General features: G+C 70.0%; 20 protein-coding genes. 9 read left to right on the top strand and 11 right to left on the bottom strand.

Annotated features, from left to right (window positions below; genetic code table 11):
* Nucleotides 1-4 precede the first annotated feature (4 nt).
* From CEK69_RS08135 to CEK69_RS08120, 4 genes are all read left to right on the top strand, one after another.
* Nucleotides 5-2,449, top strand: coding sequence for a GH92 family glycosyl hydrolase (locus CEK69_RS08135; RefSeq protein ID WP_152244941.1), 2,445 nt, complete (start codon nucleotides 5-7; stop codon nucleotides 2,447-2,449).
* Between the two features lie 75 nt (nucleotides 2,450-2,524).
* Nucleotides 2,525-3,700 (top strand): LacI family DNA-binding transcriptional regulator, encoded by a 1,176-nt coding sequence (locus CEK69_RS08130; RefSeq protein ID WP_226975090.1) that lies wholly within the window; start codon nucleotides 2,525-2,527, stop codon nucleotides 3,698-3,700.
* 184 nt (nucleotides 3,701-3,884) lie between these two features.
* The gene (locus CEK69_RS08125; RefSeq protein WP_152244939.1) at nucleotides 3,885-4,328 is read left to right on the top strand and encodes a DUF2231 domain-containing protein; all 444 of its coding nucleotides are present in this window, start codon (nucleotides 3,885-3,887) and stop codon (nucleotides 4,326-4,328) included.
* Complete coding sequence (locus CEK69_RS08120) at nucleotides 4,321-5,625, top strand: sorbosone dehydrogenase family protein (RefSeq protein ID WP_193313939.1); 1,305 nt, start codon at nucleotides 4,321-4,323, stop codon at nucleotides 5,623-5,625. Before CEK69_RS08125 ends, CEK69_RS08120 begins: the two co-directional genes overlap by 8 nt.
* A gap of 203 nt (nucleotides 5,626-5,828) precedes the next feature.
* Here the strand turns inward: CEK69_RS08120 and CEK69_RS08115 are convergent, their stop codons facing one another.
* The 3 genes from CEK69_RS08115 to CEK69_RS08105 all read right to left on the bottom strand — a co-directional run bounded on the left by CEK69_RS08115 (nucleotide 5,829) and on the right by CEK69_RS08105 (nucleotide 11,701).
* Nucleotides 5,829-6,911, bottom strand: coding sequence for a macro domain-containing protein (locus CEK69_RS08115; protein ID WP_226975089.1), 1,083 nt, complete (start codon nucleotides 6,909-6,911; stop codon nucleotides 5,829-5,831).
* 494 nt (nucleotides 6,912-7,405) lie between these two features.
* Complete coding sequence (locus CEK69_RS08110) at nucleotides 7,406-10,537, bottom strand: efflux RND transporter permease subunit (protein ID WP_152244935.1); 3,132 nt, start codon at nucleotides 10,535-10,537, stop codon at nucleotides 7,406-7,408.
* A gap of 15 nt (nucleotides 10,538-10,552) precedes the next feature.
* Nucleotides 10,553-11,701, bottom strand: a complete 1,149-nt coding sequence (locus tag CEK69_RS08105) for an efflux RND transporter periplasmic adaptor subunit (protein WP_226975088.1) — start codon at nucleotides 11,699-11,701, stop codon at nucleotides 10,553-10,555.
* 150 nt (nucleotides 11,702-11,851) lie between these two features.
* Here CEK69_RS08105 and CEK69_RS08100 point away from each other — a divergent pair, with 150 nt between their 5' ends.
* Both CEK69_RS08100 and CEK69_RS08095 read left to right on the top strand, forming a co-directional pair.
* A complete protein-coding gene (locus CEK69_RS08100; protein ID WP_051064810.1) occupies nucleotides 11,852-12,583 on the top strand; it encodes a response regulator in 732 nt (243 codons plus the stop codon).
* Nucleotides 12,580-13,683, top strand: a complete 1,104-nt coding sequence (locus tag CEK69_RS08095; RefSeq protein WP_017915704.1) for an ATP-binding protein — start codon at nucleotides 12,580-12,582, stop codon at nucleotides 13,681-13,683. The genes CEK69_RS08100 and CEK69_RS08095 overlap by 4 nt, the downstream gene beginning before the upstream one ends.
* A gap of 12 nt (nucleotides 13,684-13,695) precedes the next feature.
* Here the strand turns inward: CEK69_RS08095 and CEK69_RS08090 are convergent, their stop codons facing one another.
* Entirely contained in the window at nucleotides 13,696-14,307 is a 612-nt protein-coding gene (locus tag CEK69_RS08090) for a cytochrome b (protein ID WP_152244931.1), read from the bottom strand.
* A gap of 44 nt (nucleotides 14,308-14,351) precedes the next feature.
* Nucleotides 14,352-14,945, bottom strand: a complete 594-nt coding sequence (locus tag CEK69_RS08085; protein WP_043094607.1) for a TetR/AcrR family transcriptional regulator — start codon at nucleotides 14,943-14,945, stop codon at nucleotides 14,352-14,354.
* 422 nt (nucleotides 14,946-15,367) lie between these two features.
* On the opposite strand from CEK69_RS08085, the gene CEK69_RS21020 reads away from it, so the two are divergent.
* Nucleotides 15,368-15,523, top strand: a complete 156-nt coding sequence (locus CEK69_RS21020; protein ID WP_017910105.1) for a hypothetical protein — start codon at nucleotides 15,368-15,370, stop codon at nucleotides 15,521-15,523.
* A gap of 39 nt (nucleotides 15,524-15,562) precedes the next feature.
* Here the strand turns inward: CEK69_RS21020 and CEK69_RS08080 are convergent, their stop codons facing one another.
* The 6 genes from CEK69_RS08080 to CEK69_RS08055 form a co-directional block, all read right to left on the bottom strand.
* Nucleotides 15,563-15,802, bottom strand: a complete 240-nt coding sequence (locus tag CEK69_RS08080) for a DUF1653 domain-containing protein (protein WP_017912852.1) — start codon at nucleotides 15,800-15,802, stop codon at nucleotides 15,563-15,565.
* A gap of 193 nt (nucleotides 15,803-15,995) precedes the next feature.
* The gene (locus CEK69_RS08075; RefSeq protein WP_017912851.1) at nucleotides 15,996-16,985 is read right to left on the bottom strand and encodes an MBL fold metallo-hydrolase; all 990 of its coding nucleotides are present in this window, start codon (nucleotides 16,983-16,985) and stop codon (nucleotides 15,996-15,998) included.
* 118 nt (nucleotides 16,986-17,103) lie between these two features.
* Complete coding sequence (locus CEK69_RS08070) at nucleotides 17,104-18,402, bottom strand: carbohydrate porin (protein WP_193313937.1); 1,299 nt, start codon at nucleotides 18,400-18,402, stop codon at nucleotides 17,104-17,106.
* A gap of 282 nt (nucleotides 18,403-18,684) precedes the next feature.
* On the bottom strand, nucleotides 18,685-19,614 hold the full coding sequence (locus CEK69_RS08065) for a dihydrodipicolinate synthase family protein (RefSeq protein ID WP_026144587.1): 930 nt from the start codon (nucleotides 19,612-19,614) through the stop codon (nucleotides 18,685-18,687).
* A 109-nt stretch (nucleotides 19,615-19,723) separates the two neighbouring features.
* Complete coding sequence (locus CEK69_RS08060) at nucleotides 19,724-21,130, bottom strand: MFS transporter (RefSeq protein ID WP_193313936.1); 1,407 nt, start codon at nucleotides 21,128-21,130, stop codon at nucleotides 19,724-19,726.
* Between the two features lie 104 nt (nucleotides 21,131-21,234).
* Nucleotides 21,235-22,089: an IclR family transcriptional regulator gene (locus tag CEK69_RS08055; RefSeq protein ID WP_152244925.1), complete on the bottom strand. Its 855-nt coding sequence runs from the start codon at nucleotides 22,087-22,089 to the stop codon at nucleotides 21,235-21,237.
* A gap of 404 nt (nucleotides 22,090-22,493) precedes the next feature.
* Between CEK69_RS08055 and CEK69_RS08050 the strand changes: the two genes are divergently transcribed.
* Together CEK69_RS08050 and CEK69_RS08045 are read left to right on the top strand one after the other, a co-directional pair.
* Nucleotides 22,494-22,964 (top strand): hypothetical protein, encoded by a 471-nt coding sequence (locus tag CEK69_RS08050; RefSeq protein ID WP_039728364.1) that lies wholly within the window; start codon nucleotides 22,494-22,496, stop codon nucleotides 22,962-22,964.
* Nucleotides 22,965-23,069: 105 nt separating this feature from the next.
* Nucleotides 23,070-23,873, top strand: coding sequence for a YiiX/YebB-like N1pC/P60 family cysteine hydrolase (locus CEK69_RS08045; RefSeq protein WP_017910113.1), 804 nt, complete (start codon nucleotides 23,070-23,072; stop codon nucleotides 23,871-23,873).
* The last annotated feature ends 115 nt before the right edge of the window (nucleotides 23,874-23,988 follow it).

The raw sequence follows: 23,988 nt of genomic DNA, 5'->3' as shown, positions 1-23,988 counted from the left end.
TCGCATGACGCGTTCCCCGTTGCCTTCCCTGCTGCGCACGCTCGCCCTGTCCTTGCTGCTGGTGACGCCGGCACTGGCCGCCGCGCCGCGGCTCAGTGCCGAGGTCAACACCTTCATCGGCAGCAAGGACGACGGCAACACCTTCCCCGGTGCGTCCGCTCCGTTCGGCATGATCCAGGTCAGCCCGATCGGCGCGCACTACGCCGGCTGGCGCTACGACGATCCGCAGATCCGCGGCTTCGGCCATTCCTTCCTGTCCGGCGCCGGCTGCTGGGAGCAGGGCGGGCAGGTCTCGGTGCTGCCGGTCACCGGGCGTATCGGCCCAGGCGGCGCGTTCGATACGGGCGACCCGAAGGCGTTCGACCACACCCGCTATGGCGCGCGCTACCAGCACGACGGCGAGCGCGGCCAGGCCGGCTACTACAAGGTGCGGCTGACCGATTACGGCGGCATCGACGCCGAAGCCACCGCACTGACCCGCGCTGCGGCCGAGCGCTACACCTTCAGCACCTCGGGCGAGGGCCACGTACTGGTCAACATCGGCCAGGCCAACGCCCGCCACACGGTCACCGGCAGCACCCTGAACGTGGTCGGCGACCGTGTCGTGGAAGGCAAGCTGGTGACGCAGAGCTTCTGTGGCGGCCACCAGTACACCACCTGGTTCCGCCTGGAGTTCGATCGCCCGTTCAAGGCCTTCGGCACCTGGGGCGAGGCCGGCGGCGTGCCGGGCTCGCGGCATGGCATGGAGGGCGAGGGCAAGCCCAGCGGCGCGTGGCTCACCTTCGACCTGAGCAAGGGCCGCGCGGTGACCGCCATCTCGGCGATCTCGCACGTGGACGCCGAGGGCGCGCGCGACAACCTGCGCCGCGAAGGCATGGCCAATGGCCGCCTGCTCGGCTTCGATGCGATGCGCGCCCGCGCGCAGCAGGCCTGGGACAAGGAACTGGCCAGCGTGCGCGTGCAGGGCGCCAGCGGCGACGACCGCGTGGTGTTCTACACCGCGCTCTACCACGCGCTGCTGCAGCCGCTGACCGGCAGCGACGCCGATGGCCGTTACCGCGGCTACGACGACGGCATCCACCACGCCGACGGCTGGACCTACCACGAGTTCTTCTCGCTGTGGGACACCTATCGTGCGCAGAACCAGTTGCTGGCGTTGCTGCGGCCGCAGCGCGCCGCCGACATCGGCCGTTCGATCCTGGCGATCAACGCGCAAGGCGGCTGGCTGCCGCGCTGGGGCTATGCCAACTTCGAGACCAACGTGATGACCGGCGATCCGGTCACGCCGTTCCTGGTCGACCTGTGGCGCTTCGGCGCGCTGCAGGGGCGCGAGGCCGAGGCCTACACCGCATTGCGCCGCAATGCGTTCGAGATGCCGCCGTTGAATTCGCGCCACGCCGGGCGCTCCGGCAATGCCAACTACCTGGCGCAGGGCTTCGTGCAGTACGACCGCGCGTTCCCGTCCAAGGGCATGGATGTCGACCCGCACCACGGCGGCTCGGCGACGCTGGAGTACGCGCTGGCCGACTGCGCGTTGTCGACCATGGCCGGCGCGCTGGGGCATGCCGAGGACGCGGCGGTGCTGAATCGGCGTGGGCGCAACTGGCGTTCGATCTGGGATCCCTCGGTGCGCGATACGCAGACCGGCTTCACCGGTTTCCCGCGGCCGCGCACCGAGGATGGGGCGTGGTACACGCCGTCGGATGGCCATTACGATCCGCGTTCGCAGCACGGTTTCCACGAAGGCACGGCCTGGCAATACCAGTGGCTGGCGCAGCAGGACGTGCCGGGCCTGGTGGAGGCGATGCACGGGCCGGAGCAGACCGCGCGGCGACTGGATACCTTCTTCGCCTACGACGCGCTGCTGGCCGACCCGGCCGGCGCCGCGCGCAAGGAATGGGTGATGGGGCCGTACAGCTACTACAGCCAGTTCCGCTACAACCCCAATAACGAACCGGACCTGCATGCGCCGTGGATGTACACGCTGATCGGCCAGCCGTGGAAGACCAGCACCGTGCTGCATGCGGCGCAGACGCTGTTCACCAATGCGCCCAACGGCGTGACCGGCAACGACGACCTGGGCACGATGTCGGCGTGGTATCTGTTCAGCGTGATGGGCCTGTACCCGGCGGTGCCCGGCACCGGGCAGTTCCTGCTGCACGCGCCGCGCTTCTCGCACGTCGAGCTGGACGTGGGCGCGGGCCGCACGCTGCGCATCGACGCGCCGCAGGCCGGCGATGGCAAGCTGCGCTACGTCGGTGGCGTGTCGCTGGATGGCCGTGCGCACGCGCCGGTGTGGCTGGACTGGGCGCAGTTGCGCCAGGGCGGGCGTCTGCGTTTCGACCTGCGCGATGCGCCGCAGCCGCAGGGCTGGGGCACGCAGCCGCAGGACCTGCCGGTGTCGCCGTGCGCGGCGCCGCCGTCCGCCGCCAGCCTGGGCTGGCGCTGAGTCCGTGCCGTCGCGCGGCAGGCGCGCGCAGCCGATGGTTTACGCTGCGCGTCTCGTCCGAAGGGAAGCGATCCGATGAGCCAGAAGCGTCCACCCGGAACCGGATCCGCAGGTTCCAAGGCTGCCAAGGCCGCCGCGCGCAAGGCGGCGCCGGTTGCGGCGGAGCATGCGGACAAGGCGAAAAAGGCCACAAAGACCGCACCGGCCTCCGCCGCGCGCGACCGCCAGCGGGTGGTGACCGTCACCGACATCGCCGATGCGGTCGGCGTCTCGCGCGCGACCGTGTCGCTGGTGCTGCGCGGCAGCCCGCTGGTGCATGCCGACACGCGTGCGCGCGTGGAAGCGGAGCTGAAGCGGCAGCGCTACGTCTACAACCGCGGCGCCGCCAATCTGCGCCGGCGCACCTCGACCTGCGTGGCCCTGGTCATCAACGACCTGGCCAATCCGTTCTTCGCCGAGTTCGCCGCCGGGGTGGACGAGGCGCTGGGCGAGCAGGGCTACGTGACCCTGCTCGGCAGCACCGGCGAATCGCCCGCGCGGCAGCAGGCCGTGCTGGCCTCGCTGATGGAACACACGCCGGCCGGTGTGATCCTGTCGCCGGCCGAGGGCAGCGACGCCGCCGAACTTCACACGGTGCTGGACGCACGCGCGAACGTGCTGCTGTTCAACCGCGAACTTGCCGGCGCCGACGACTGGGGTTTCCTCGGTCTGGACAACCAGCGCGGCGCGCAACTGGCCACCGAGCACCTGATCGCGCTCGGCCACCGCCGCATCGCCTTCTACGGCGGCCATGCCGATTCCAGCTCCTGCCGGCAGCGTCGCGCCGGCCACGCGCAGGCGATGCGGCAGGCCAGGCTGCCGGTCGACCCGGCCTGGCTGATCGAGTCCGCGCCCAATCGCCTGGAAGCGGCGGCGCGCCACGGCGAACTGTTCGCCCACGACGCGCCGCCCACCGCGGCGGTCTGCTACAACGACACGGTCGCGCTGGGCCTGATGCTGGGCCTGCTCGCGCGCGGCATCCGTCCGGGCAAGGACTTCGCGATCACCGGCTTCGACGACATCCCCGAAGCCGCGGTGAGCACGCCCGCGCTGACCACGCTCGCCGCGCAGCCGCGCGCCCGCGGCCGCCAGGCGGCGCAGTTGGTGCTGGAGCGGCTGGACGCGGCCGTAGCGCCGCGCAGGACGATCGTGCCGGTGCGCCTGTCGGTGCGCGAGAGCAGCGGCGCGCCGGTCGCGCGCACGCGCACCTAGCGCGGCGAACGCGGCGGCGGCCGCCGCAACGATGCGCGATGGCACTCGGTGCGCGCAGTGCCATCGCGACGCCCTCTAGACAGAGGCGGGCAGATAGTGGGTTGCACCCTTACAGCGGCGCGTCCCGCGGGTTCGTGGTGAGCGAGCGCTTCGCCCCCTTCTTCCTTTCGTCGAGAGCCGTCTCATGCATCTGCAGACTGCACCGCGCCGTTCCGTGGTGGCCAACGCCTTCTACGGCCTGCTCAATCCCATTCCGTTCGGCTGCTTCGTCGCCGCGCTGATCTTCGACATCGTCTATGCCCGCAGCGGGGTGATCCTGTGGACCAAGGCGGCAGCCTGGCTGATCGCGATCGGGCTGTTCATCGCCATCGTGCCGCGCCTGATCAACCTGGTGCAGGTCTGGATCACTGCGCGGCGCTCCACGCTGCCGGTGGAGCGGCTCGACTTTTGGCTGAACCTGCTCGCCATCGTCGCCGCCATCTTCAATTCCTTCGTGCATAGCCGCGACGCGTATGCGGTGGTCCCGGCAGGGCTCTGGCTCTCGATCGCCACGGTCGCGTTGTTGGCGATCGGGCATGTGCTCATCGCCATCCGCACCACGCCACGCGAGGGTTACGTCCATGGCTAAGCGCCTGTGCCTGTCCGTTTTCGCGCTGAGCGGCGCAGTGGCCCTGGCCGCCTGCGGCGGCAAGGCCTCGCTCGAGCCCACCCAGCAGGCGGGCAACGCGCCGCCGCTGCCGCAGCCGCGCAACTTCCTGCTGCCGCCGATGCAGGTTCCCGAGGGAGTGGGCTGGAAGGAGGGGCAGGCGCCCACGGTGGCGGCTGGCCTGAAGATCGAGAAGATCGCTGGTGGCCTGAAGCATCCGCGCCAGCTGTACGTGCTGCCCAACGACGACGTGCTGGTGGTGGAGGCCAATTCGCCAGGGATGGAACCCGTCACCACGCCCAAGCAACTGATCGCGGGGCTGGTCCAGAGCCGCTCCGGCAAGAGCGCCAAGGGCGGCAACCGCATCACCCTGCTGCGCAGGACCGCGGACGGCAAGTGGGAACAGCATGCGTTCCTGAAAGGGCTGCACTCGCCGTTCGGGGTGCAGCTGATCGGCGATGCGCTGTACGTCGCCAACACCGACAACATCATGAAGTTCCCCTACGTCGCCGGTCAGACCGAGATCACCGCGCCCGGCACGCTGTTCGCCGATCTCCCCGGCACCATCGAACACCATTGGACCAAGGCACTGCTGGCCAGCCCCGACGGACGCAAGCTGTACGTCGGCGTGGGTTCCAACAGCAACATCGGCGAGAACGGGCTGGACGTGGAGTACCGCCGCGCGGCCGTGTTGGAGGTGGATGTCGCCTCCGCCAGCAGCCGCATCTTCGCATCGGGCATCCGCAATCCGACCGGGCTGCAGTGGGAACCGCGCACCGGCAAGCTGTGGGCGATCGCCAACGAGCGCGACGAGATCGGCGCCGACCTGGTGCCCGACTACCTGACCTCAGTGCAGGACGGCGGCTTCTACGGCTGGCCGTACAGCTACTACGGACAGAACGTGGATGTGCGGGTCAAGGATCAGCGCCCGGACCTGGTGGCCAAGGCGATCAAGCCGGACTACGCGTTGGGCTCGCATGTGGCCGCGCTCGGCCTGTGGTTCTCCCGCGGCGATGCGCTGCCGGCGAAGTACCGCGAGGGTGCGTTCGTGGCCGAGCACGGCAGCTGGAACCGCTCGCCGCTCAGCGGCTACCAGGTGGTGTACGTGCCGTTCCAGCAGGGCCGGCCGGTCGGCCCGCCGCAGACCGTGGTCAGCGGCTTCCACTCGCAGGACGAGTCGCAGCTATACGGCGCCCCGGTCGGCCTGGCGCAGGACAAGGACGGCGCGTTGCTGATTGCCGACGATGTCGGCAACAGCGTCTGGCGCGTGCGCTTCTGACCGGTCGCACGACCCCGCCCACCGGTATGTGGGCGGCGCAGTCTGCACGCGATGCAGCCTCGGCACGGGCGCCAGCCCTGTCGCCGCGGTGCGGTGTGGGTGGCCTAGCCGCGCGGCTGGATTGAGGAAAGGAAGCGCTGAGGATGTACAGCCGCACGTCCACTGGACCAAGTGCGCCGCGACCCGCCCTCGCAGCGCGGCGCTTAGCCCAAGCGAATCCAGTCCAGCGCCAGCAGCATGCCGATCGCCGCTGCCGCCGCGCGGTGCGCTTGTTCCGATGGCTCGATCGCGTGTGCGTCAATCAGATGGGCAAGAAGCTGCTCGGAGTCGCGCAACTGCCCGGGATGCGCCACCTGCAGCCGGCGCGCGGCCTGGAACACCGTCATGATGTCCTCGGCCTGGTCGATGCTCCTGATCTGTGCGAACAGGTCCACGGCTTTCGCGATCTCGGTGTCGTAGGGCGCATACGCCGCGGCGAACCGCGCATGCTCCTTGTCGTACTGCGGCGAGGCGCGCAGCGCCATGGTCCGTCCCTGCGGCTGCTCCTGCAGCCAGTTGCGGTTGGCCAGGTCGGTTAGGATCGGCCGGACGTCGCCCTGGCGCGGGCCGCGGCCGGCAGTGCCGAAGGTCAGCCCGGTCGGTACGCCCAGTTCGGTCATGGCCCAGCAGAGCGTCTGGAACAGCGTGCGCCCGATCGGCCGCGCCTCCGGCTGGGCCTGCAGCCGCCGCAGCACTTCCATGATCGCGATCCAGCCCGGCTGGGGCGCCGTACGTTTGCCGGCGCCCTCGGCCGAGGCGTTTGCCGGCCGCGTCAGGAAGGCGGTTTCGAGTTGCGCCAGCGGCGTGCCGTACGGCGCATAGACCTCGATGTCGACCGGCAGGTGCGCCAGCGTGCGGTAGATCAACGGGCCGACCTCCTCCCAGGCCAGGCCGCCGTTGCCGCAGCCGAGCGGCGGCAGGGCAAGGCTGCGCACGTCCCATTCGCGCAGACGCGCGGCGAGGTGGTCCAGCCCTGCCGCGATGTCCTCCAGCCGCGACGGCGAGCGCCAATGGCGCTTGGTCGGGAAGTTGAGAATGCGGATGCCGCTGGCGTCGTGGTACAGATAGGGCTCGCCGATACGCACGCGGCCTTCCCGGCAGCGCACGGCATAGTCCTCGAACATGGCCGGATAGCGCCGCTTGAACGCCTGCGCGATGCCCTTGCCCATGATGCCGGCGCAATTGACCGCATTCGCGTGGACGTGGGCGTGGCTGGCGAACAGGTCGCCGATTCGTGCCTTGAACATGGTGCGATCCATCGATGGAGAGATCCCCGTGGTGGCGCCTGTCGCTTGCCCGCACTGAAGGGCACCGCGTGTGCGGATAGCGCTGCCTACCGCCTGGCCGAGAGAGGCCGGGCGAGATGCTGCCGACGTCAGCGCATGTGCGCACCTGGCTGTCCTGCAGCAAGGGGCGGCCAGGGCAGCAGCGGGGAGCGCGCAAGCATGCGGCAGCGGCGTCTCACCTCCTGAGATCGGGCGAGGCCAGGAGAAGAAGTGCGGCTCAGTGCCGATCGACGGCAGCGATTCTTTTTCGTGGGAGCGGCTTCAGCCGCGACAGGCATTCCCAGTGATGCCTCGTCGCGGCTGAAGCCGCTCCCACAGGCGCTTGCGGCGAGCCAGTCGTGTGCACTGTGGGAGGGACTTCAGTCCCGACGCATTGCGCCATCGGAAAAGCACACCACGTCGCGCGGCGCGGCTGCACGACAGTCGACGGCCACAATGGCAGCGGCAGCGCCGGTCTAGTTCTCGGCAGACGCACCCCCGCCGCGTCGCGCACGCCAGCGCGCCACCCGCTCCTGCAGCCCCACCACGCAGACGAAGAATGCCGGCACGAAGAAGATCGCCAGCACCGTGCCGCTGACCATGCCGCCGAACACGCCGGTGCCGATGGCGTGCTGGGTCTCGGCGCTGGCGCCGCTGGCCAGCATCAGCGGCACCACGCCCAGGGCGAAGGCCAGCGAGGTCATCAGGATCGGGCGCAGGCGCAGGCGCGCGGCGTTGGTCGCCGCCTCGAGCAGGCCCTGGCCGTCGCGGTGCAGTTGCCGGGCGAACTCGACGATGAGGATGGCGTTCTTCGCCGACAGGCCGATGATGGTGATCAGGCCGACCTTGAAGAACACGTCGTTGGGCAGGCCGCGCAGCATCACCGCGGCCACCGCGCCTAGAAGGCCCAATGGGACTACCAGCATCACCGACAGCGGGATCGTCCAGCTCTCGTACAGCGCCGCCAGCACCAGGAACACCACCAGTGCCGACAGCAGCATCAGCAGCGGCGCCTGCGCGGCCGACTGCCGCTCCTGCAGCGATTGCCCGGTCCAGGCCACGGCGAAGCCCGGCGGCAGCTGCGCGGCCAGCCGTTCCATCTCGGCCATGGCCGCGCCGCTGGACACGCCAGGCGCAGCGCCGCCGGTGATGCGCACGGCCGGGAAGCCCTGGAAGCGCGCCAGCTGCTGCGGTGCGTCGGTCCAGGTGGCGGTCACCACTTCGCGCAGCGGCACCATGCCGCCCTCCGTGCTGCGCACGCGCAGGCCCAGCACGTCGTCCAGTTGCATGCGCGACGCGGCGTCGGCCTGCAGGATCACCTGCTGCATGCGCCCGGCGTTGGGGAAGTCGTTGACGTACAGCGAGCCCATCGCCGCCGACAGGGTGTTGCTGATCGCGGAGAACGGCAGGCCCATGGCTTCGGCATGCTGGCGGTCGATCTCCAGGCGGATGCTCTTGCCCGGCGGCAGGCCGTCCTGATACACGCCGCTGACCACCGTGCTGTCCGCGGCCAGTTGCAGCAGCTTCGCCTGCGCCGCCATCAGCGCGGCCTCGCCGCGGTTGCCGCGGTCCTGCAGGTACAGGGTGAAGCCGGAAGAGGTGCCGAGCTCGTCGATGGCCGGCGGCAGCAGGCTCATCACCGTGCCCTCGGGCAGGTCGGCCATGGCCTGCTGCACGCGGTCGGCTTCGTCGCTGGAGGTGGCGCCGTCGCGCTGGTCCCAGTCCTTGAGCATGGTGAAGGCCATGGCCGCGTTGGTGCCCGAGCCGGAGAAGCTGAAACCCAGGATCACCAGGTTGGAGGCCAGCGCCGGGCGCGTGGCGACGTGCCGCTCGAACGCCTTGACCACCGCCAGCGTGCGCTCGCTGGTGGCATCGGTGGGCAACTGGATCGAGGTCATGAAGTAGCCCTGGTCCTCTTCCGGCAGGAACGCCGAGGGCAGCACGCGCATGGCGAAGACCAACGCCACGCACAGGACCGCGAACACCGCCAGCACCCGCGCGCTGCGCCGCAGCAGCCGCGCCACGCGTGCGGCATAGCTGCCGGTCAGGCGCTCGAAGCCGCGGTTGAACGCGCCGAAGAATCTGCGCTTGGCATGATGGCCGGGCGCGATCGGGCGCAGCAGGGTGGCGCACAGCGCCGGAGTCAGGGTCAGCGCCAGGAACGCCGAGAACAGGATCGACACCGCCATCGCCAGGGTGAACTGCTGGTAGATCACGCCCACCGAGCCGCTGGCGAAGGCCATGGGGATGAACACCGCGGTCAGCACCAGGGTGATGCCGACCACCGCGCCGGTGATCTCGCGCATCGCCTTGGTCGTGGCCTGCCGCGGCGGCAGGCCTTCGCTGGCCATGATCCGCTCGACGTTCTCCACCACCACGATGGCGTCGTCGACGATGATGCCGATCGCCAGCACCATGCCGAACATCGTCAGCACGTTGATCGAGAAACCGGCCAGCAGCATCACCGCGAAGGTGCCCAGCAGTGCGATCGGCGCGACGATGGCCGGGATCAGCGTGTAGCGCACGTTCTGCAGGAACAGGTACATCACCAGGAACACCAGCACCATCGCTTCGAGCAGGGTCTTGACCACCTGCTTGATCGAGAGCTTCACGAACGGCGCGGTGTCGAACGGGATCGAATAGCGCATGCCGGTCGGCATACTCGCGGCCAGTTCCGCCAGCCGCGCCTTCACCGCCTGCGCGGTGCGCACCGCATTGGCGCCGGGCGAGAGCTGGATCGCCGCGCTGGTGGCGGGAGCGCCGTCCTCGCGGTTGGAGAAGCCATAGGATTGTGCGCCCAGCTCCACCCGCGCCACGTCGCCCAGGGTCACCCGCGCGCCGCCGCTGTCGGCACGCAGCACGATGGCGGCGAACTGCGCGGGCGTGGTCAGTTGTCCGGCCACGGTCAGCGGCACGGTCAGGCGTTGTCCGCGCACGGTCGGCTCGTCGCCGAGGCGGCCGGGCGCGATCTGCGCGTTCTGCTGTTCGATCGCCTGCGCCAGTTCGGTCATGGTCATGCCGTAGGCGACGAGCTTGTCCGGGTCCACCCACACGCGCATGGCCTGCTCGGCGCCGAACAGCTGCACACGGCCGACGCCGTCGATGCGCCGCAGTTCCTGCACGATGTTGCGGGCCAGGTAGTCGTTGAGCGCCACTTCGTCGTAGCGGCCGTCCGGCGAGGTCAGGCCGACCAGCATCAGGAAGCCGGACGCGGCCGATTCCACCTGCAGGCCGTTCTGCCGCACCGCCTGCGGCAGGCGCGGCTCCACCGCCTTGATGCGGTTCTGCACGTCCACCTGCGCCAGCTCCGCATTGGTGCCGGGCTTGAAGGTGGCGGTGATTTGCGCGCTGCCCGAGGTGTCCACCGTGGACTCGAAGTACAGCAGGTTCTTGACCCCCGACAGCTCGCGTTCGACCAGGCTCACCACCGAGTCGTTGAGGGTCTGCGGCGTGGCGCCGGGGTAGGACGCGATCAGCGACACCGAGGGCGGCGCCACCGAGGGATAGCGCGCCACCGGCAGCTGGCCGATGGCCAGGGTGCCGAACAGCACGATGAACAGCGCGATCACCCAGGCGAAGACCGGGCGTTCGATGAAGAACTGTGGCATGGCGGCGTTCCCGGTTCAGTCCGCGGCGGCGGTGGCGACCACCGGCGGCTGCCACGCACGCGCCTTCACCCGGGCGCCGGTGCTGAGCCGGTCGATGCCTTCGACCACTACCTGCTGCCCGGGTTGCAGGCCGGCGACGACACGGTAGTGCCCCTGCACCAGTTCGCCCAGCTGCACCGTCGCGCTGCGCACCTGCGCATTGGCGTCCAGCACCCACACCTGCGCGCGCTTGCCGACATGGGTGACCGCCTGCTGCGGCACGCGCAGCGCCTGCGCGTAGTGGGCGCGCGGCACCCGCGCCCGCACGTACATGCCGGGCAACAGGCGCCGCTGCGGGTTGTCGACGAGGATGCGCAGCAGCACATCGCCGGTGCCGGCATCGACGGTGATGCCGGAGAACAGCACGCGCCCGCTCAGTCCCGAGGGCGTGCCGCTGCGGTCGAGGATCTGCGCCGGCAGGCCGTCGTCGCCGGTGGCCTGCGCGCGCGCGGCCGGATCCAGCGGGTCCAGGTCGCTGGCGGACTGGCGCACGTCGACGTAGACCTGGTCGATCTGCTGGATCACCGCCATCGGCGCGCTGTCGCTGGGCGAGACCAGCGCACCCTCGGTGAGCAGTGCCTGGTCGATGCGGCCGTCGATCGGCGCGTCGACGGTGGCGAAGGCCAGGTCCAGGCGCCGCCGCGACAGCGTCGCCTTGGCCTCGGCGACCGCCGCGGCGGCCTGGCTGCGCTGCGAGGCGGCGTCGTCGTACATCTGCCGGCTGACCATGCCGGATTCGACCAGCCGCTGTAGCCGGGCATGCTGCACGTCGGCCAGCACCTGCGCGGCCTCGGCACGGTGCAGTGCGGCTGCGGCGGTGTCCATGTCGGCCTTGAACGGTGCCGGGTTGATCTGGAACAGCGCATCGCCGCGCCGCACATCGGCGCCCTGCTCGAAGAAGCGACGCTGCACGATGCCGCCGACCTGTGGGCGGATCTGTGCGCTGCGCAGCGCGGCCACGCGGCCGGGCAGGTCCACGCTCACCGTCATCGGCGCAGGGTGCAGGGTCACCGCGGTGACCTGTACCGGCGCGGCCACCGCCTGCGGCTGCGCGCCGCCGCCGCAGCCCGCCAGGGCCAACGCCAGCGCGCCGCCGAGTCCCAGAGTCCATACCTGTTGCCGCATGCCCATGCCTCGTGCCTCGTCGCTGCCGCCGCGGATGCGGCGGACGCCAAAGCCGCGCATGGTCGCGGCCGCGGGTTGCGCGGCGTTCGATGCGATGTGGAGATATGATGGAGATCCGCCCGTCCGGGCCGATGCGCCTTCGCTGCCTCCATGTCCGTTTCCTCTCCGGGCGCCGCCGTGCCCGCGTCCGCGCCGCTGGTCCTGATCGCCGAAGACGAGAGCGAGATCGCCGAGATCCTCAGCGCCTACCTGGCGCGCAGCGGGCTGCGCAGCGCGCACGCCGCCGATGGCCGCGCCGCGCTGGATCTGCACCTGGCGCTGGATCCGGATCTGATCCTGCTGGATGTGCAACTGCCGGCGGCGGACGGCTGGAAGGTGCTTGCCGAACTGCGCCACCGGGGCGAGACCCCGGTGATCATGCTCACCGCGCTGGACCAGGACATCGACAAGCTGATGGGCCTGCGCCTGGGCGCCGACGACTACGTGGTCAAGCCGTTCAACCCGGCCGAGGTGGTGGCGCGGGTGCAGGCGGTGCTGCGGCGCATCCGCGGCAACGGCGCCGAGGAGGCGCGCAGCCTGCGCGTGGGCGCCTTCCATGTCGATCTGGACCAGCACGAGGCCAGCGTGCGGGTGGGCGAGCAGCGGCACACGCTGGACCTCACGCTCACCGAGTTCAAGCTGCTGGTGCGGCTGATGCGCGCGCCGAAGCGGGTGTTCAGCCGCGCCGAACTGCTCGACGCCTGCCTGCCGGAAGGCGACACCCAGGAGCGCACCATCGACAGCCACATGAGCAAGCTGCGCAAGAAGCTGGAGGCGCTGGGCGTGCAGGGCACGCCGGCCAGCGTGCGCGGCGTCGGCTACCGGTTCGGATCCGGCGCATGAATCGCGCCCCTGGGCTGCGCCGCCAGGTCATCCTGTCGCTGGGCGCGCTGGCGCTGTGGATCATCCTGCTGTCGGTGGTCGGCTCCTACGTGTTCTACGCGCTGGCGGCGGCCTACCAGCCCAACAGCATCTCCGACACCTGGGTGCCGTCGCGGGTGGAGATGATGTGGATCGGCGCCACCGCGGCACTGGCCGTGGCGATCGCGGTGGCGGTGGCGGTGCGGCTGTCGCGGCGCATCCTCACCCCGTTGAACTCGGTGGCGCACAGCCTGCGCGAAGTCGCCCAGGGCAACTTGCACGCACGCGCGAGCATGGATGCGCATGCGCTGGGCGAGACCGCGCAGCTGGTGCGCGACTTCAACGCTATGGCCGACCGCCTGCAGGCGATGACCCGCGAGCGCGCATTCTGGAATGCCGCCGTCGCCCACGAACTGCGCACGCCGGTGACGATCCTGCGCGGGCGCCTGCAGGGCCTGGCCGAAGGCGTGTTCGCGCCGGACGTGGCGGCGTTCGAGAGCCTGCTGCGGCAGGTGGAAGGCCTGAACCGGCTGATCGAGGACCTGCGCGTGCTCAGCCTCACCGACAGCGGGCACCTGGAGTTGCAGCCGGCGCCGGCCGACCTGGCGCGGGAAGTGGAGGCCGTGCTGCATGCCTTCGGCGCCAGCCTGGACGCGCGCGGGCTGGTGCTGGAACCCGTGCTGGCGCTGCGCACGCCGGTGCTGTGCGATGCGGTGCGCATCCGCCAGGCGCTGATGGCCTTGCTCGAAAACGCGCAGCACTATGCCGAGCCGGGCCCGCTGCGGGTGGGCGTGCAGGCGGACGCGGGCCAGTGCGTGCTGTTCGTGGAAGACACCGGCCCCGGCATCGCGCCGGAGATCGCCGCGCGGGTGTTCGATGCGTTCCGCCGCGGCGATCCGTCGCGTTCGCGCAAGAGCGGCGGCAGCGGCCTGGGCCTGGCGGTGGTCAAGGCCATCGCCGTGGCGCATGGCGGCGATGCGCTGTGCCTGCCGGCCGGCAGCGGCACGCGGTTCGAAGTGCGCTGGCCGCTGGCGCCAGTGGAGGCCGCGACGCGCACAGCGCAGGTGCCGGCGTCGCGCTAGAGGCGCGTTGGCTCAGGCGGAGGTCGCGTCGCTGCGCACGCGCGGTGTACGCCCCGGCAGCATGCGGGTCAGCACCTCGTCGCGCCGGACCCAGTGATGGAACAGCGCGGCGGCCACGTGCAGCAGTACGACGACCCATGCGATCCATTTGCCGATGAAGTGGTGCACCACGTCGATCGGCGCTTCGAACGCCTCCCAGCTCAGGTGCCAGGTGCGGCTGATCCAGCCGAACAGCGCGGTCTCGTTGAAGCCGGGAATGCGGAACAGGCCGAGGTCGGTCGGCGCGCCGGTGCCGATGTAGCCGGTCAGCGGCATCACGATCAGCAGCGCGTACAGACCCCAATGCGCCAGATGCGCGAGCCGGTGTTCCAGCGCCGAGCCCGGCGGATCGTCCGGTTGCACGTCCAGCCAGCGCCACAACAGCCGCGGCAGCACCAGGAACCCGACCAGCAGGCCCAGCACCCAGTGGATGTTGAGCACCGGCAGCGAGGCGTCGGAGGTGTCGTCCATGAACCAGATGACGTAGTACACCACCGCATAGGCGCCGATGAAGGCGGCGGCGGTGGTCCAGTGGAACAGCTTGGCGAGGGCGCCGAAGCGCTGTGCGGTATTGCGCCAGTGCATGTGCGTGATCCTGGTCGAGTGGCGAGGCGGGGAGTGCTGCGGAATCAGGGCGTGCGCAGGCTGTCGAGCAGCCGGTCCAGGGCGTCCAGCGCGTCGGCCAGCCGTGCATGCAGGTCGGCGTCCGGCTCGGCGATCCAGAACGCCGCCTCGGTGATCGCGCCGTAGAGCATGCGTGCCATCACCCCGGCATGCAGCGGCGCCACCGTGCCGGCGGCGATCAGGGCTTCCAGCGCCGCCTGCAGCGCGGCGATGCCCACCGACTGCGCCGCCGGCGGCACGTCGCCGAACACGGCGCGCGCGTCCTGCAGGATGATCCGGCGGATCTCCGGTTCCAGCGCCAGTTCCAGGTAGGTGCGGCAGCGGCGACGGAAACCGTCCCACGGCGTGGGCGCGGCGTCGGACACCGCCTGCAGGCGCAGGCCCACCTCGGCCTCGATCTGCTCGATGACCGCGATCAGCAGGCCGTCCTTGCTGCCGAAGTGGTGATACAGCGCGCCACGGGTAAGACCGGCCTCGGCGGTCAACACGTCCATCGAGGTGTGCGCGAAGCCGTGCGTGGCGAACGCCTGCCGCGCCGCAGCCAGCAGGCTGGCGCGGGTGGTCTCGATCATCTCGCGGCGGCTGCGGCGCTGGTGCATGGGCGGGCCTTCATTCACATACGTGGCGTACGTTATTTGCGTACAGGGCGTATGTCAATGTGTCCCGGTCGATTCGGCGTGCGCTGGGCGGCTTGGCCGGCACGGCGGCCGGTGCGCTCCGAAGGCCTGAGATTCGAATGGCTTGCCCGTCCTGCGAACGTCTCGGCCAGGGCCTCTCAGGCATCGACAGCGCGATCGCCGCGGCGTGCGGAATGCGCCTGGTCGCAAACCCAAGTGATGCTGTGCCTGTCGCGAAGGCCGTCGTAAAGGACGCCGTCGCGGCGGCTCAGGACTGCGCGACGGAACCGCCCATCGTGCGCATGCGATGCGCCGGCACGACGCCGACCTCACCGTCGCACTAGCCAAGGCCTTCACTGCGGGTGTGGTCTGGTGACCGCTGTGCAACCGAATTGGAGTGTCGAATGGACACCACGCTGATGCCCTGGGTCGCCGGACTGTTCGTCCTGCTGATCGCCGCGATGCTGTATCTGGTCACGCGCGCCAAGAAGAACCGCAACCGCCCGGCACAGGATCACGCCGCGACCAAGAGCGACGTGGACAGCGCGGCCAAGCGCTAGCGTCTCGCGTCGGGCGCGGCGCGGTCGCCTGCGCCGTGCTCAGGCGTCCGCGTCGATCGGCGCGAAGCGCGGGCGGCGTACGCCATCGATCTCCACCTGCTCGATGAACATCGGATACGGCCGCACCCACAGCGTGCCTTCGCCGTACAGCGGCCGATACAGCACCAGCGGTTCCAGCGTCTCGCTGCTGCGGACCACGCCCAGCACCTCGTATTCGCCGCCCTTGAAGTGGCGATAGCGGCCGAGGGCGATGGAAGGCAGCGGGCTGAGGTCGCGCATGACGGTGTCCTGGTGGGCGGGAGCGCGAGTGTAGCCGTCTGCACCTGCGCTCTCTCTGCGTCGCGAGGGCGAATTGCGCGACCGCGGCGGTTCGCCGCGTCGTGACGACGGAACGCTCCTGCGGGGGGATCTCAGGCAACCGGCCTTAAGAAGCAGCGTCCATTGTCGCCCGCATGCTTCACTTCTACGCACGTCAAGGCGCCAAATCGGCGAAGTCGAACGCCTGCCCCGGCTCGGCGGCGACGAAGTCCGCTGCGGCGATGCCGGCCAGGTGCAGTGCGGCGGCCAGCGCTTCGCGCGGCTCATCACGCCCTTCGTCGGTGAGCTGGAAGGTGCCCCAGTGGATGCCGAGCGCGCGCCGCGCGCCGGTGTCGCGGAAGATCCGCACCGCTTCGGTGGGGTCGATGTGCTGCGGCGCCATGAACCAGCGCGGCGCGTAGGCGCCGATCGGGATCAACGCCACGTCGGGCGCGCCGTGCCGGTCGCGGATCTCGCGGAAGATGGCGCCATCGCCGTAGCCGGTGTCTCCCGCGAACCACACCGATCCTCGCGCCGTCTCGATGAAGAAGCCAGACCACAGCGCCATCCTGCGGTCGGCGATGCCGCGGCTCGACCAATGGTTGGCACGGGTCAGTGTCGCCGTCGCGGTGTCGCCGATCGGCAGCCGGTCGTGCCAGTCGCCGGTGGCGATACGCGCATCGGGCACGCGCTTGCGCAGCAGGACGTCGTTGCCCAGCGGCATCACGAACAGCGGCTGGTGCGCGTCGTGCAGCGTGCGCAAGGTCGCCAGGTCGAAGTGGTCGTAGTGGTTGTGGCTCAGCAGCACCGCATCGATGGGCGGCAGGTCCGCGAAGCGGATGCCCGGTGCCGTTACCCGCTTGGGCCCTGCGATCTGCGAAGGGCTGGCGCGCTGCGACCACACCGGGTCGGTGAGCAGGTTGAGGCCGGCGGCCTGGATCAGCAGCGTGGCGTGGCCGACCATGGTGATGCGCAGGCCGTCGTGCCGCGGTGCAGGCATGGCCGGCGTCACCGCGACCTGCGCGGGCCAGCGCACCGCGCCCATGGCCGCTTTCCAGCGCAGGACCTTGCCCAGCGCGTTGTCGATGGTGGGCTGGCCGGGGTTGAAGAAGCGTACGCCATCGAAATGGTCGCTGACGGGGCCACGGTAGTAGGGGTTGGCCATTGAGGCGCGATCCGGATGACGCAAGGGGAGGGAAGGTTAACCGCCAGCGGCGCAAGCGTGCGTGCGCGCCTGCCTCGGCTGCCGCGATATCGCTCCCCGGCCGGTGCCAAGTGCGGCCTCACTTCGGCGTGCCCAGCCCACCCATGTTGAGCATCACCCGCAAGCCGATCACCAGCGCATCGTCGGGCGCACGGCGCGCCGCGGGATTGCCCAGGATGTCGGGATGGACGATGTACTGCACGTTCGGCACCAGGAACAGCGGCGTCTGCGCGATGCGATAGCTGTAGTTGAGTTCGAACATGAGTTCGTTGCGCGCGATGTCCGCGGCTGCGCCGCGCTTGCGCAGCACGTCTTTCATGTAGCCCTGCTGGTCCGCACTGAAGCGATAGTAGTGCGCGATCGCGCCCATGCCGTCGCCGGGCCGTGCCGCGAACGGGCCGCTGTAGTACAGCCCGGCGGTCACCTGCAGGTCGTAGACCTGGTGCTTGTCGAACGGGGCGGCGATGTTGCCGAAGGCGACCAGCATGCGCTTGCTGGCCATGCCCAGCGGCCGGTACAGCGCGCGTTCGCCGAGCGCATACGCGCCCCAGCGTCCGCCGTCGTACAGGCGCGCCGGGCCGCCGACCAGCCCGCGCAGGCCGCCGGCCTGGTTGTAGCGCAGGTCGCTGTAGTCGGCCGAGTTGTACCAGAGGCCGGCGAGGTAGCGCGGTGCGCCCTTGCCCCGTGCGGGATCGGGTTCGTAGCCGACCTCGAGCGTGCCCAGCACGCCGCTGCTGTCGGCGGTGCTCCAGTCCAGGCCGTGGTTGTTCTTGCGCTGCGGGTTCAGTTCGAATGCGCCCACCGAAACATAGGTGGCGTCGGGCTTGTAGCGCAGCTTCGCGCCCCAGTTCACGTAGGGAAAGCCGACGAAGCCGCCATCGGCCTGGCTCAGCTGGAACGGACAGTCCGAGGCGCTGACGAAGCGGCAGCCGTAGCGGCTGCGCGCGAATTGCCAGGTGGTGTTCATGCGCCCAGCGACCAGTTGCCAGCGCCCGTCGGCGAAGGTCTGTTCCCAGGTCAGTTGCGCCAGTTGCGCCTGCTGCTGCGGGTACCAATAGCCCTGCACCTTGACGCCGTTGCCGATCTGCCGCTGCGACAGGCTGTCGCCGTAGTACCGGGCGCCGGTGACATGCAGCGTGGCACCGGGAATGCCGAACAGGCGTTGCAGATCCAGGTCGGCGCCGGCGACCACGCCGCCGGCGTTGCGGTCGCCGCGCGACAGGCCGCCGTCGACGTTGCGCGCATAGTCGTTGGACCAGACCAGGCGCGGCGCGATGCCGTGGTCGTCGAGCCATTGCGTGGTGTCGGCGGCAATGGCGGAGGCCGGCAGGGCGGCCGCAGCCACCAGCAACGAGACGCAGGAAAGAGAACGGGACATGGGACGCTCCACGGACGAGACGAAGCACTCGCCGGACGTGCGCGGTGGGTGCGCGGCGACGCGGCAGTGCGCGAAGGGAAGACACCTTCCGGTCGTGGAGCCGCAGCACGGCGTCGCGTCCGTCGGCGACGGGCACGCCTGTGTGCAGACCTGTGGGGGGACCGGCAAAGAAACGCGAGGGCAGACCGGAACGCGTTGCGCTGCGCCGAGGCGCACGCCATCGCCGCAGCGGATGGGCCGCGCAACTGCGCGGCCCATCGAGCTGGAGGCAACCCGTGCGGGTCAGCCCACCTTGCCGAGGCCGGCGGCGGCCATCGCCGCAGCGATCTCCTTGTCGGCGCCCTCGGCCAGCGGCAGCAGCGGCGAACGCACCGTGGCGTGGTCGAGCAGGCCGCGCGCGACCAGCGCCCACTTCAGCGCCACCGAGCCTTCCATGTGCGAGCCGCGGTGATAGACGCTCTTGGTCACCGGCAGCAGGCGGTCGTGCAGTGCGCGCGCCTTGGCGTAGTCCTTGGCCTTGCCCGCGGCGATCATCTCCAGCAGCGGCTCCGGGGCGATGCAGCCGTAGCCCACCAGCGCGCCATCCACGTCGAACATGGTGTGCAGCAGATACTCGTCGTGGCAGGTCAGCACCGGCACGTGCGGGCGCTCCTTGCGAAACACCGGGATCTCGGTGTCCCAGCGCTTCATGTTGCGCACGCCGTTCTTCATCGCGACCACGCCCGGCAGCGCGGCGATCTCCAGCAACGTCTCCAGGTCGTAGGTGGCCTTGGTCGCGTCCGGGTACTGGAACAGGATCATCGGCAGCCCGCTGGCCTCGTGGATGGCCTTGTAGCGGTCCTGCGGCGCGCCCTTCTGGTAGCCGAAGCGCAGCCAGCCGTGCGACGGATAGATCAGGCCGGCGGAGGCGCCGGCGGCGACCGCGCGCTTGGCTTCGTCGGCGGCGACGCGGGTGCCTTCCAGGGTGATGCCGGCGATGATCGGGATGCGGCCGTCGACGGCGTCGCGGAAGGCGGTGATCACCTTGGCCTGTTCGTCGCGCTCCAGGAACGTGCCTTCGCCGGCGTGGCCGAGCACGGTCAGGCCCTTGACCCCGTCGATGCCGCCGAGCCAGGCGCCGATGCGCTTGATCGCGGGATAGTCGACGGCGCCGTCGCGGGTGAACGGGGTGACCGGGGCGGGGACCAGGCCTTTCAGGTCGATGGTGCTCATGCTCATTTCCTCTTCTTTGGATCAACGGGGGATGGAATCGAACGCAGGGTCCGACGGGGGTGGTGCGGAGGTGTGGCGCGATGCGCCGGCGGCAGTGCCGGCGATGCGTTCAGGGCGACAGCTGTTCCAGCGATTTGCCCTTGGTTTCCAGGGCGAAGCGCCAGGTCACGACGGCGCCGACCAGCAGCACGGCAGCGAAGGCGGCGAACACGTAGCGGATGCCGAGTCCGGCGATCACCGCGCCGACCAGCAGCGGCCCGCAGGCCGAGCCCAGGCGCAGCCAGGCGCTGCCCAGTCCGGTGCCGATGGCGCGGATGCGGGTGGGGTAGAGCTCTGCCGAATACAGGTACAGCGAGAAGGTGATGGTCTGCACCGCGGCATAGCCCAGCGCCGCGAACACCAGCACCTGCGGCGCCGAGGTGCCGCCGAGCGCCGCCAGCGCCAGCAGCGGCACGCCGCCGGCCACGAACGCCAGCCCATACCAGCGCTTGCGTCCGACCTTGTCGATCGACAGCGCGCAGGCCACTGCGGCGGCGACGCCGGCCAACGAGGTGAAGAAACCATAGGCGATGCTCTGCTGCAGCGACAGCCCGAAGTGCGTGCGGTACAGCGTCGGCAGCCAGGTGATGATGCCGTTGGCCACCAGGTAGGAGCAGAACCACAGGCTCCAGATCACCAGGGTGCGCTTGCGATAGACGCTGCCGAACAGCTCGCGCCAGTCCGAGCGCTGCGCCTTGGGCAGCGCGCTGCGGTCGAACACCGGCGCCGGCAACGGGCCATGGTGGCGCTCGGCGCTGCGCTCCAGTTCGGCCACGATCGCGTCGGCCTTGGCGTAGCGGCCCTTGGAGGCCAGCCAGCGCGGCGATTCGAACATGAAGAAACGCAGCGGAATCATGATCGCCGCAGGGATCAGCCCGACCATGAACATCGCCTTCCAGCCGTAGGCCGGCACCAGGAAGTAGCCGATGCCGCCAGCGGCGACCAGGCCGAGCAGGAACATCACCTCGTACAGCAGGAAGAAGCGGCCGCGCTTCTTCGAACCGATCAGTTCGTTGATGTAGGCGCTGGCCACCGGCACCTCGCCGCCGGTGCCGATGCCCTGGACGAAGCGGAACGCGATCATCGTCGCGGCGCTGCCGGCGAACAGGCAGGCCACGTCCATCGACACGAACAGCAGGATGGTGAACAGCAGCACGTGCAGCCGGCCGATGCGCTCGGCCAGCCAGCCGAAGAACACCGAGCCCAGCAGTTGGCCCAGGTAGCCGGCCGACAGGATCGTGCCGATCTGCGCCGGCGACAGCTGCCATTCCTTGGTCAGCACCGGCATCGCGTAGGCGATGGCGATCACCGTGTAGCCGTCGAAGAACGTGGCGGCGCCGACGATGTTGCGCGCCCACCACACCTTGCGGGTGATCGGCAGGCGTTCGAGGCGTGCGCCGATCTCCGCCTGCGCCTCGGCGATGGACGGGGTGCGGGCGGTGGCGTTGGCGGTGGGGGCAGGGGCTGTGGTGGACATGAGCATCGTGGCTGCCTTTCGCAGGACAAGGGGACCCCGACGCGGGCGCCGAAGCGTCCACGCAGCGAGACGGACAGGGAGGGCCGGGCGGTGGCCCGGGCGGATCAGGTGCTGGGGGCGGTCACGGCAACACTCCCGCTGGCCTGGATCGCGAAGGCGATGTCCTTGGCGGCCTGCAGCGTCGGCTGCAGGGCGGTCTCCAGCAGTTCGGCGTGGCTGGTGCGCACCGACGGCGCGGCGACACTGATCGCGCCGAGCGGATAGTCGTCCGCATCCAGCACCGGGACCGCCAGCACGCGCAGGCCCTCCGTCAGCATCGATTCCAGGATCACGTAGCGGTCGCGGCGGATGCTGTCGAAGGTGCGCCGGATCGTGGCGATCTCCGGCGTCTGCGCACCCTGCACGTCGACCCCGGTCACCCGCGTCACTTCTGCCGGCGCCAGGTGCGCCAGCATCGCCAGGCCGATCGCGGTGCGGGTGCTGGGCACGGTGGTGCCGATGCGGATGTCCACGCCCAGGCGGGTGATGCCGGCGCGCACGCGCTCGATGTAGAGCACGTCGGGGCCTTGCAGCACCGCGAAGCTGGCCGCCTCGTTGACGTCGCTGACCAGCGTGCGCAGCAGCGGCCGCACCACGCTGCGCAGATCGCGGCGGGCGATGGCGTGGAAGCCGAGGTCGAGCACCTTCAGGGTCAGGCGGAAGCGGCGGCTCTCCGGCACGCGGTGCACGTAGCCCAGCTCGACCAGGGTGTTGAGCATGCGGAAAGTGGTGCCGGGATCGAGCCGGGCCAGGGCCGCGATCTGGCTCAGCGACAGTTCCTCGTGCTCGGACGAGAACGCCTCGAGCACGCGAAAGCCCTTGGCCAGCGACTGCACGGTGCTGCGCAGCTTCTTGTCCCCGGCCTCGTCGCCGTCGTCGGGCGCGGCGCTGGCCGCGCGCTGGGAAGTCGTCTTGATCATCTGCAGTTCCTGGAGGACCCGGGGGAATCGCCAGCTTGCTCGACCCGCCCGATCCTGTCGCTTGACAAGTGAATTTCGGATTGCGAAAATAATTTCGAAATTTCATGCCAAGACTCCGCCCGGGCGCTCGATGCGTCAAGTTGCGGCGCAACATGCGTGGGCGGTTCTCCCTGCGCGTCGACGATCCGTGGTTTCGAAACCTCCGAAAGACGCGTCATCGCCTGCTGGGAGTTGCGTAGGCGCGAGGCCATGCCGCGCCATCGCGCGATGTCCGTGCTTGGGGCGGCGCCTATCGCGAGGCACGTGGCGTCGCGTCTGTATCGCCAGGTAGACGAACGCGGCCGTGCGCGGCGATGTCAGCCGTGCTGGCAGACAGCGGCATGGCGGCATCGATACCGTGATGCATGGCTCGAACGACCCGACAGACGCCGCCCCCGCCGGCGCAGACATGGTGGCAAGCACTCTCGTTCAAGCGCACCGCCGCCGAGGTCTCGGCAGTGCTGGTGGTGATCGGCGCGACCTACGGCTTCGTGCAGTACGTGGAGGTCAAGCCGCTGCAGCGGCAGCTGGCCGAGGCGCAGGCCGGTGCCTGCGACGCCAAGGCCGCGGCGATGTCGCTGATGCTGAGTCTGTTGCCGGGCGAGAGCCGCACCCTCTTCGATGGCGCGCTGACCATCGCCAATCTCACGCCAGCGCAGGACGATGCCAAGGTGCGGCTGCGGATCGCGCCGCTGGGTGCGGCCGCGGTCGACAAGCTCCAGCCGGTGCCGGGAGACCGCTTTCTGGTGCAAGTGCCGGGCCGTGGCCGCTATGCGGTCTACCTGCGTTCCAGCAGCGCGCAGTTCGTGGAGCTGTCGATCCTGCGGCAACCGTGAGCCGGTCGCTGGCGCCGGCACGCCATTCAAGAAATCCAGCGCATGGCCGCCATTGCGGATAGCGGAGCCGTTTCGCCGAAGCGGCCGTCCCTCGGGGGAACGCGCATGCTGTCCTTGCCACGTTTGCTGGGCCGTCACCTGGCCAAGTTCCTGTCCAAGCCGCGCCGCCATGGCTCGCAACTGCCGACCAGCCCGCCGCAGCTGTTGCGCGCCACGCTACGCAAGGGCGACGTGTTGCTGGTCGAGGGCAACAGCCGCTTCTCCACCGCCATCAAGTACCTGAGCCAGTCCACCTGGTCGCACGCGGCGCTGTACATCGGCGACCACGTGGCCGCGCTTCCCGGCGAGGAAGCGCCGCTGTTCTGCGATGTCGACATCAACGTCGGCGTGCGCCTGGTGGGATTGAGCGAGTTCGCCGGCCTGCACACGCGCATCTGCCGTCCGGTCGGGTTGAGCGTGCAGGAGATCGAGACCGTGGTGGAGTACATGGTCTCGCGGGTCGGCAACAGCTACGACCTGAAGAACATCTTCGATCTGGCGCGCTACCTGATCCGCACGCCGCCGCTGCCGTCGTCGGTGAAGCGGCGCTTCCTGGAGCTGGGCAGCGGCGAGCCGACCCGGGCGATCTGCTCGACGTTGCTGGCGCAGGCGTTCGGCGCGATCCGCTATCCCATCCTGCCGGAAATCGACCAGGCGCCGCCGACGGGAAGCGATGCCGGAGAAGACGCGGAGATCCTGCATCCGCGCCATCACAGCCTGACGCTGCCGCGCGATTTCGACGTCTCGCCGTACTTCAACGTGGTCAAGCCGCGGTTGCAGCAGGGCTTCGATTTCCATCGCCTGGTGTGGGAGCCGCACGCCGCCGGCGTGCCGTCCGCGAGCGCGCCGATGGATGCCGCACTGGCCTGACGGAAGCCGGCTGCAGCGTGAAACTGTGGTGCGCGTTGCTCTGGCGAAGCACTTCGCAGTTCAAGTTCGAGCGCGCGCTGGCCGATACAAAATTCCGTTCTCTGCTTTCTACGCC

The organism is Xanthomonas sp. LMG 12462, assembly GCF_009192885.1.
Lineage (GTDB): Bacteria > Pseudomonadota > Gammaproteobacteria > Xanthomonadales > Xanthomonadaceae > Xanthomonas_A > Xanthomonas_A sontii.
The sequence above is the reverse complement of the archived record's forward strand: the minus strand, read 5'-3'. Positions and strand labels throughout refer to the sequence as shown.

What these genes read in the sequence shown, in the direction of transcription:
- CEK69_RS08135 (WP_152244941.1), top strand. Translation starts at nt 5, where the DNA reads ATGACGCGTTCCCCGTTGCCTTCCCTGCTGCGCACGCTCGCCCTGTCC.
- CEK69_RS08130 (WP_226975090.1), top strand. Translation starts at nt 2,525, where the DNA reads ATGAGCCAGAAGCGTCCACCCGGAACCGGATCCGCAGGTTCCAAGGCT.
- CEK69_RS08125 (WP_152244939.1), top strand. Translation starts at nt 3,885, where the DNA reads ATGCATCTGCAGACTGCACCGCGCCGTTCCGTGGTGGCCAACGCCTTC.
- CEK69_RS08120 (WP_193313939.1), top strand. Translation starts at nt 4,321, where the DNA reads ATGGCTAAGCGCCTGTGCCTGTCCGTTTTCGCGCTGAGCGGCGCAGTG.
- CEK69_RS08115 (WP_226975089.1), bottom strand. Translation starts at nt 6,911, where the DNA reads ATGTTCAAGGCACGAATCGGCGACCTGTTCGCCAGCCACGCCCACGTC.
- CEK69_RS08110 (WP_152244935.1), bottom strand. Translation starts at nt 10,537, where the DNA reads ATGCCACAGTTCTTCATCGAACGCCCGGTCTTCGCCTGGGTGATCGCG.
- CEK69_RS08105 (WP_226975088.1), bottom strand. Translation starts at nt 11,701, where the DNA reads ATGCGGCAACAGGTATGGACTCTGGGACTCGGCGGCGCGCTGGCGTTG.
- CEK69_RS08100 (WP_051064810.1), top strand. Translation starts at nt 11,852, where the DNA reads ATGTCCGTTTCCTCTCCGGGCGCCGCCGTGCCCGCGTCCGCGCCGCTG.
- CEK69_RS08095 (WP_017915704.1), top strand. Translation starts at nt 12,580, where the DNA reads ATGAATCGCGCCCCTGGGCTGCGCCGCCAGGTCATCCTGTCGCTGGGC.
- CEK69_RS08090 (WP_152244931.1), bottom strand. Translation starts at nt 14,307, where the DNA reads ATGCACTGGCGCAATACCGCACAGCGCTTCGGCGCCCTCGCCAAGCTG.
- CEK69_RS08085 (WP_043094607.1), bottom strand. Translation starts at nt 14,945, where the DNA reads ATGCACCAGCGCCGCAGCCGCCGCGAGATGATCGAGACCACCCGCGCC.
- CEK69_RS21020 (WP_017910105.1), top strand. Translation starts at nt 15,368, where the DNA reads ATGGACACCACGCTGATGCCCTGGGTCGCCGGACTGTTCGTCCTGCTG.
- CEK69_RS08080 (WP_017912852.1), bottom strand. Translation starts at nt 15,802, where the DNA reads ATGCGCGACCTCAGCCCGCTGCCTTCCATCGCCCTCGGCCGCTATCGC.
- CEK69_RS08075 (WP_017912851.1), bottom strand. Translation starts at nt 16,985, where the DNA reads ATGGCCAACCCCTACTACCGTGGCCCCGTCAGCGACCATTTCGATGGC.
- CEK69_RS08070 (WP_193313937.1), bottom strand. Translation starts at nt 18,402, where the DNA reads ATGTCCCGTTCTCTTTCCTGCGTCTCGTTGCTGGTGGCTGCGGCCGCC.
- CEK69_RS08065 (WP_026144587.1), bottom strand. Translation starts at nt 19,614, where the DNA reads ATGAGCACCATCGACCTGAAAGGCCTGGTCCCCGCCCCGGTCACCCCG.
- CEK69_RS08060 (WP_193313936.1), bottom strand. Translation starts at nt 21,130, where the DNA reads ATGTCCACCACAGCCCCTGCCCCCACCGCCAACGCCACCGCCCGCACC.
- CEK69_RS08055 (WP_152244925.1), bottom strand. Translation starts at nt 22,089, where the DNA reads ATGATCAAGACGACTTCCCAGCGCGCGGCCAGCGCCGCGCCCGACGAC.
- CEK69_RS08050 (WP_039728364.1), top strand. Translation starts at nt 22,494, where the DNA reads ATGGCTCGAACGACCCGACAGACGCCGCCCCCGCCGGCGCAGACATGG.
- CEK69_RS08045 (WP_017910113.1), top strand. Translation starts at nt 23,070, where the DNA reads ATGCTGTCCTTGCCACGTTTGCTGGGCCGTCACCTGGCCAAGTTCCTG.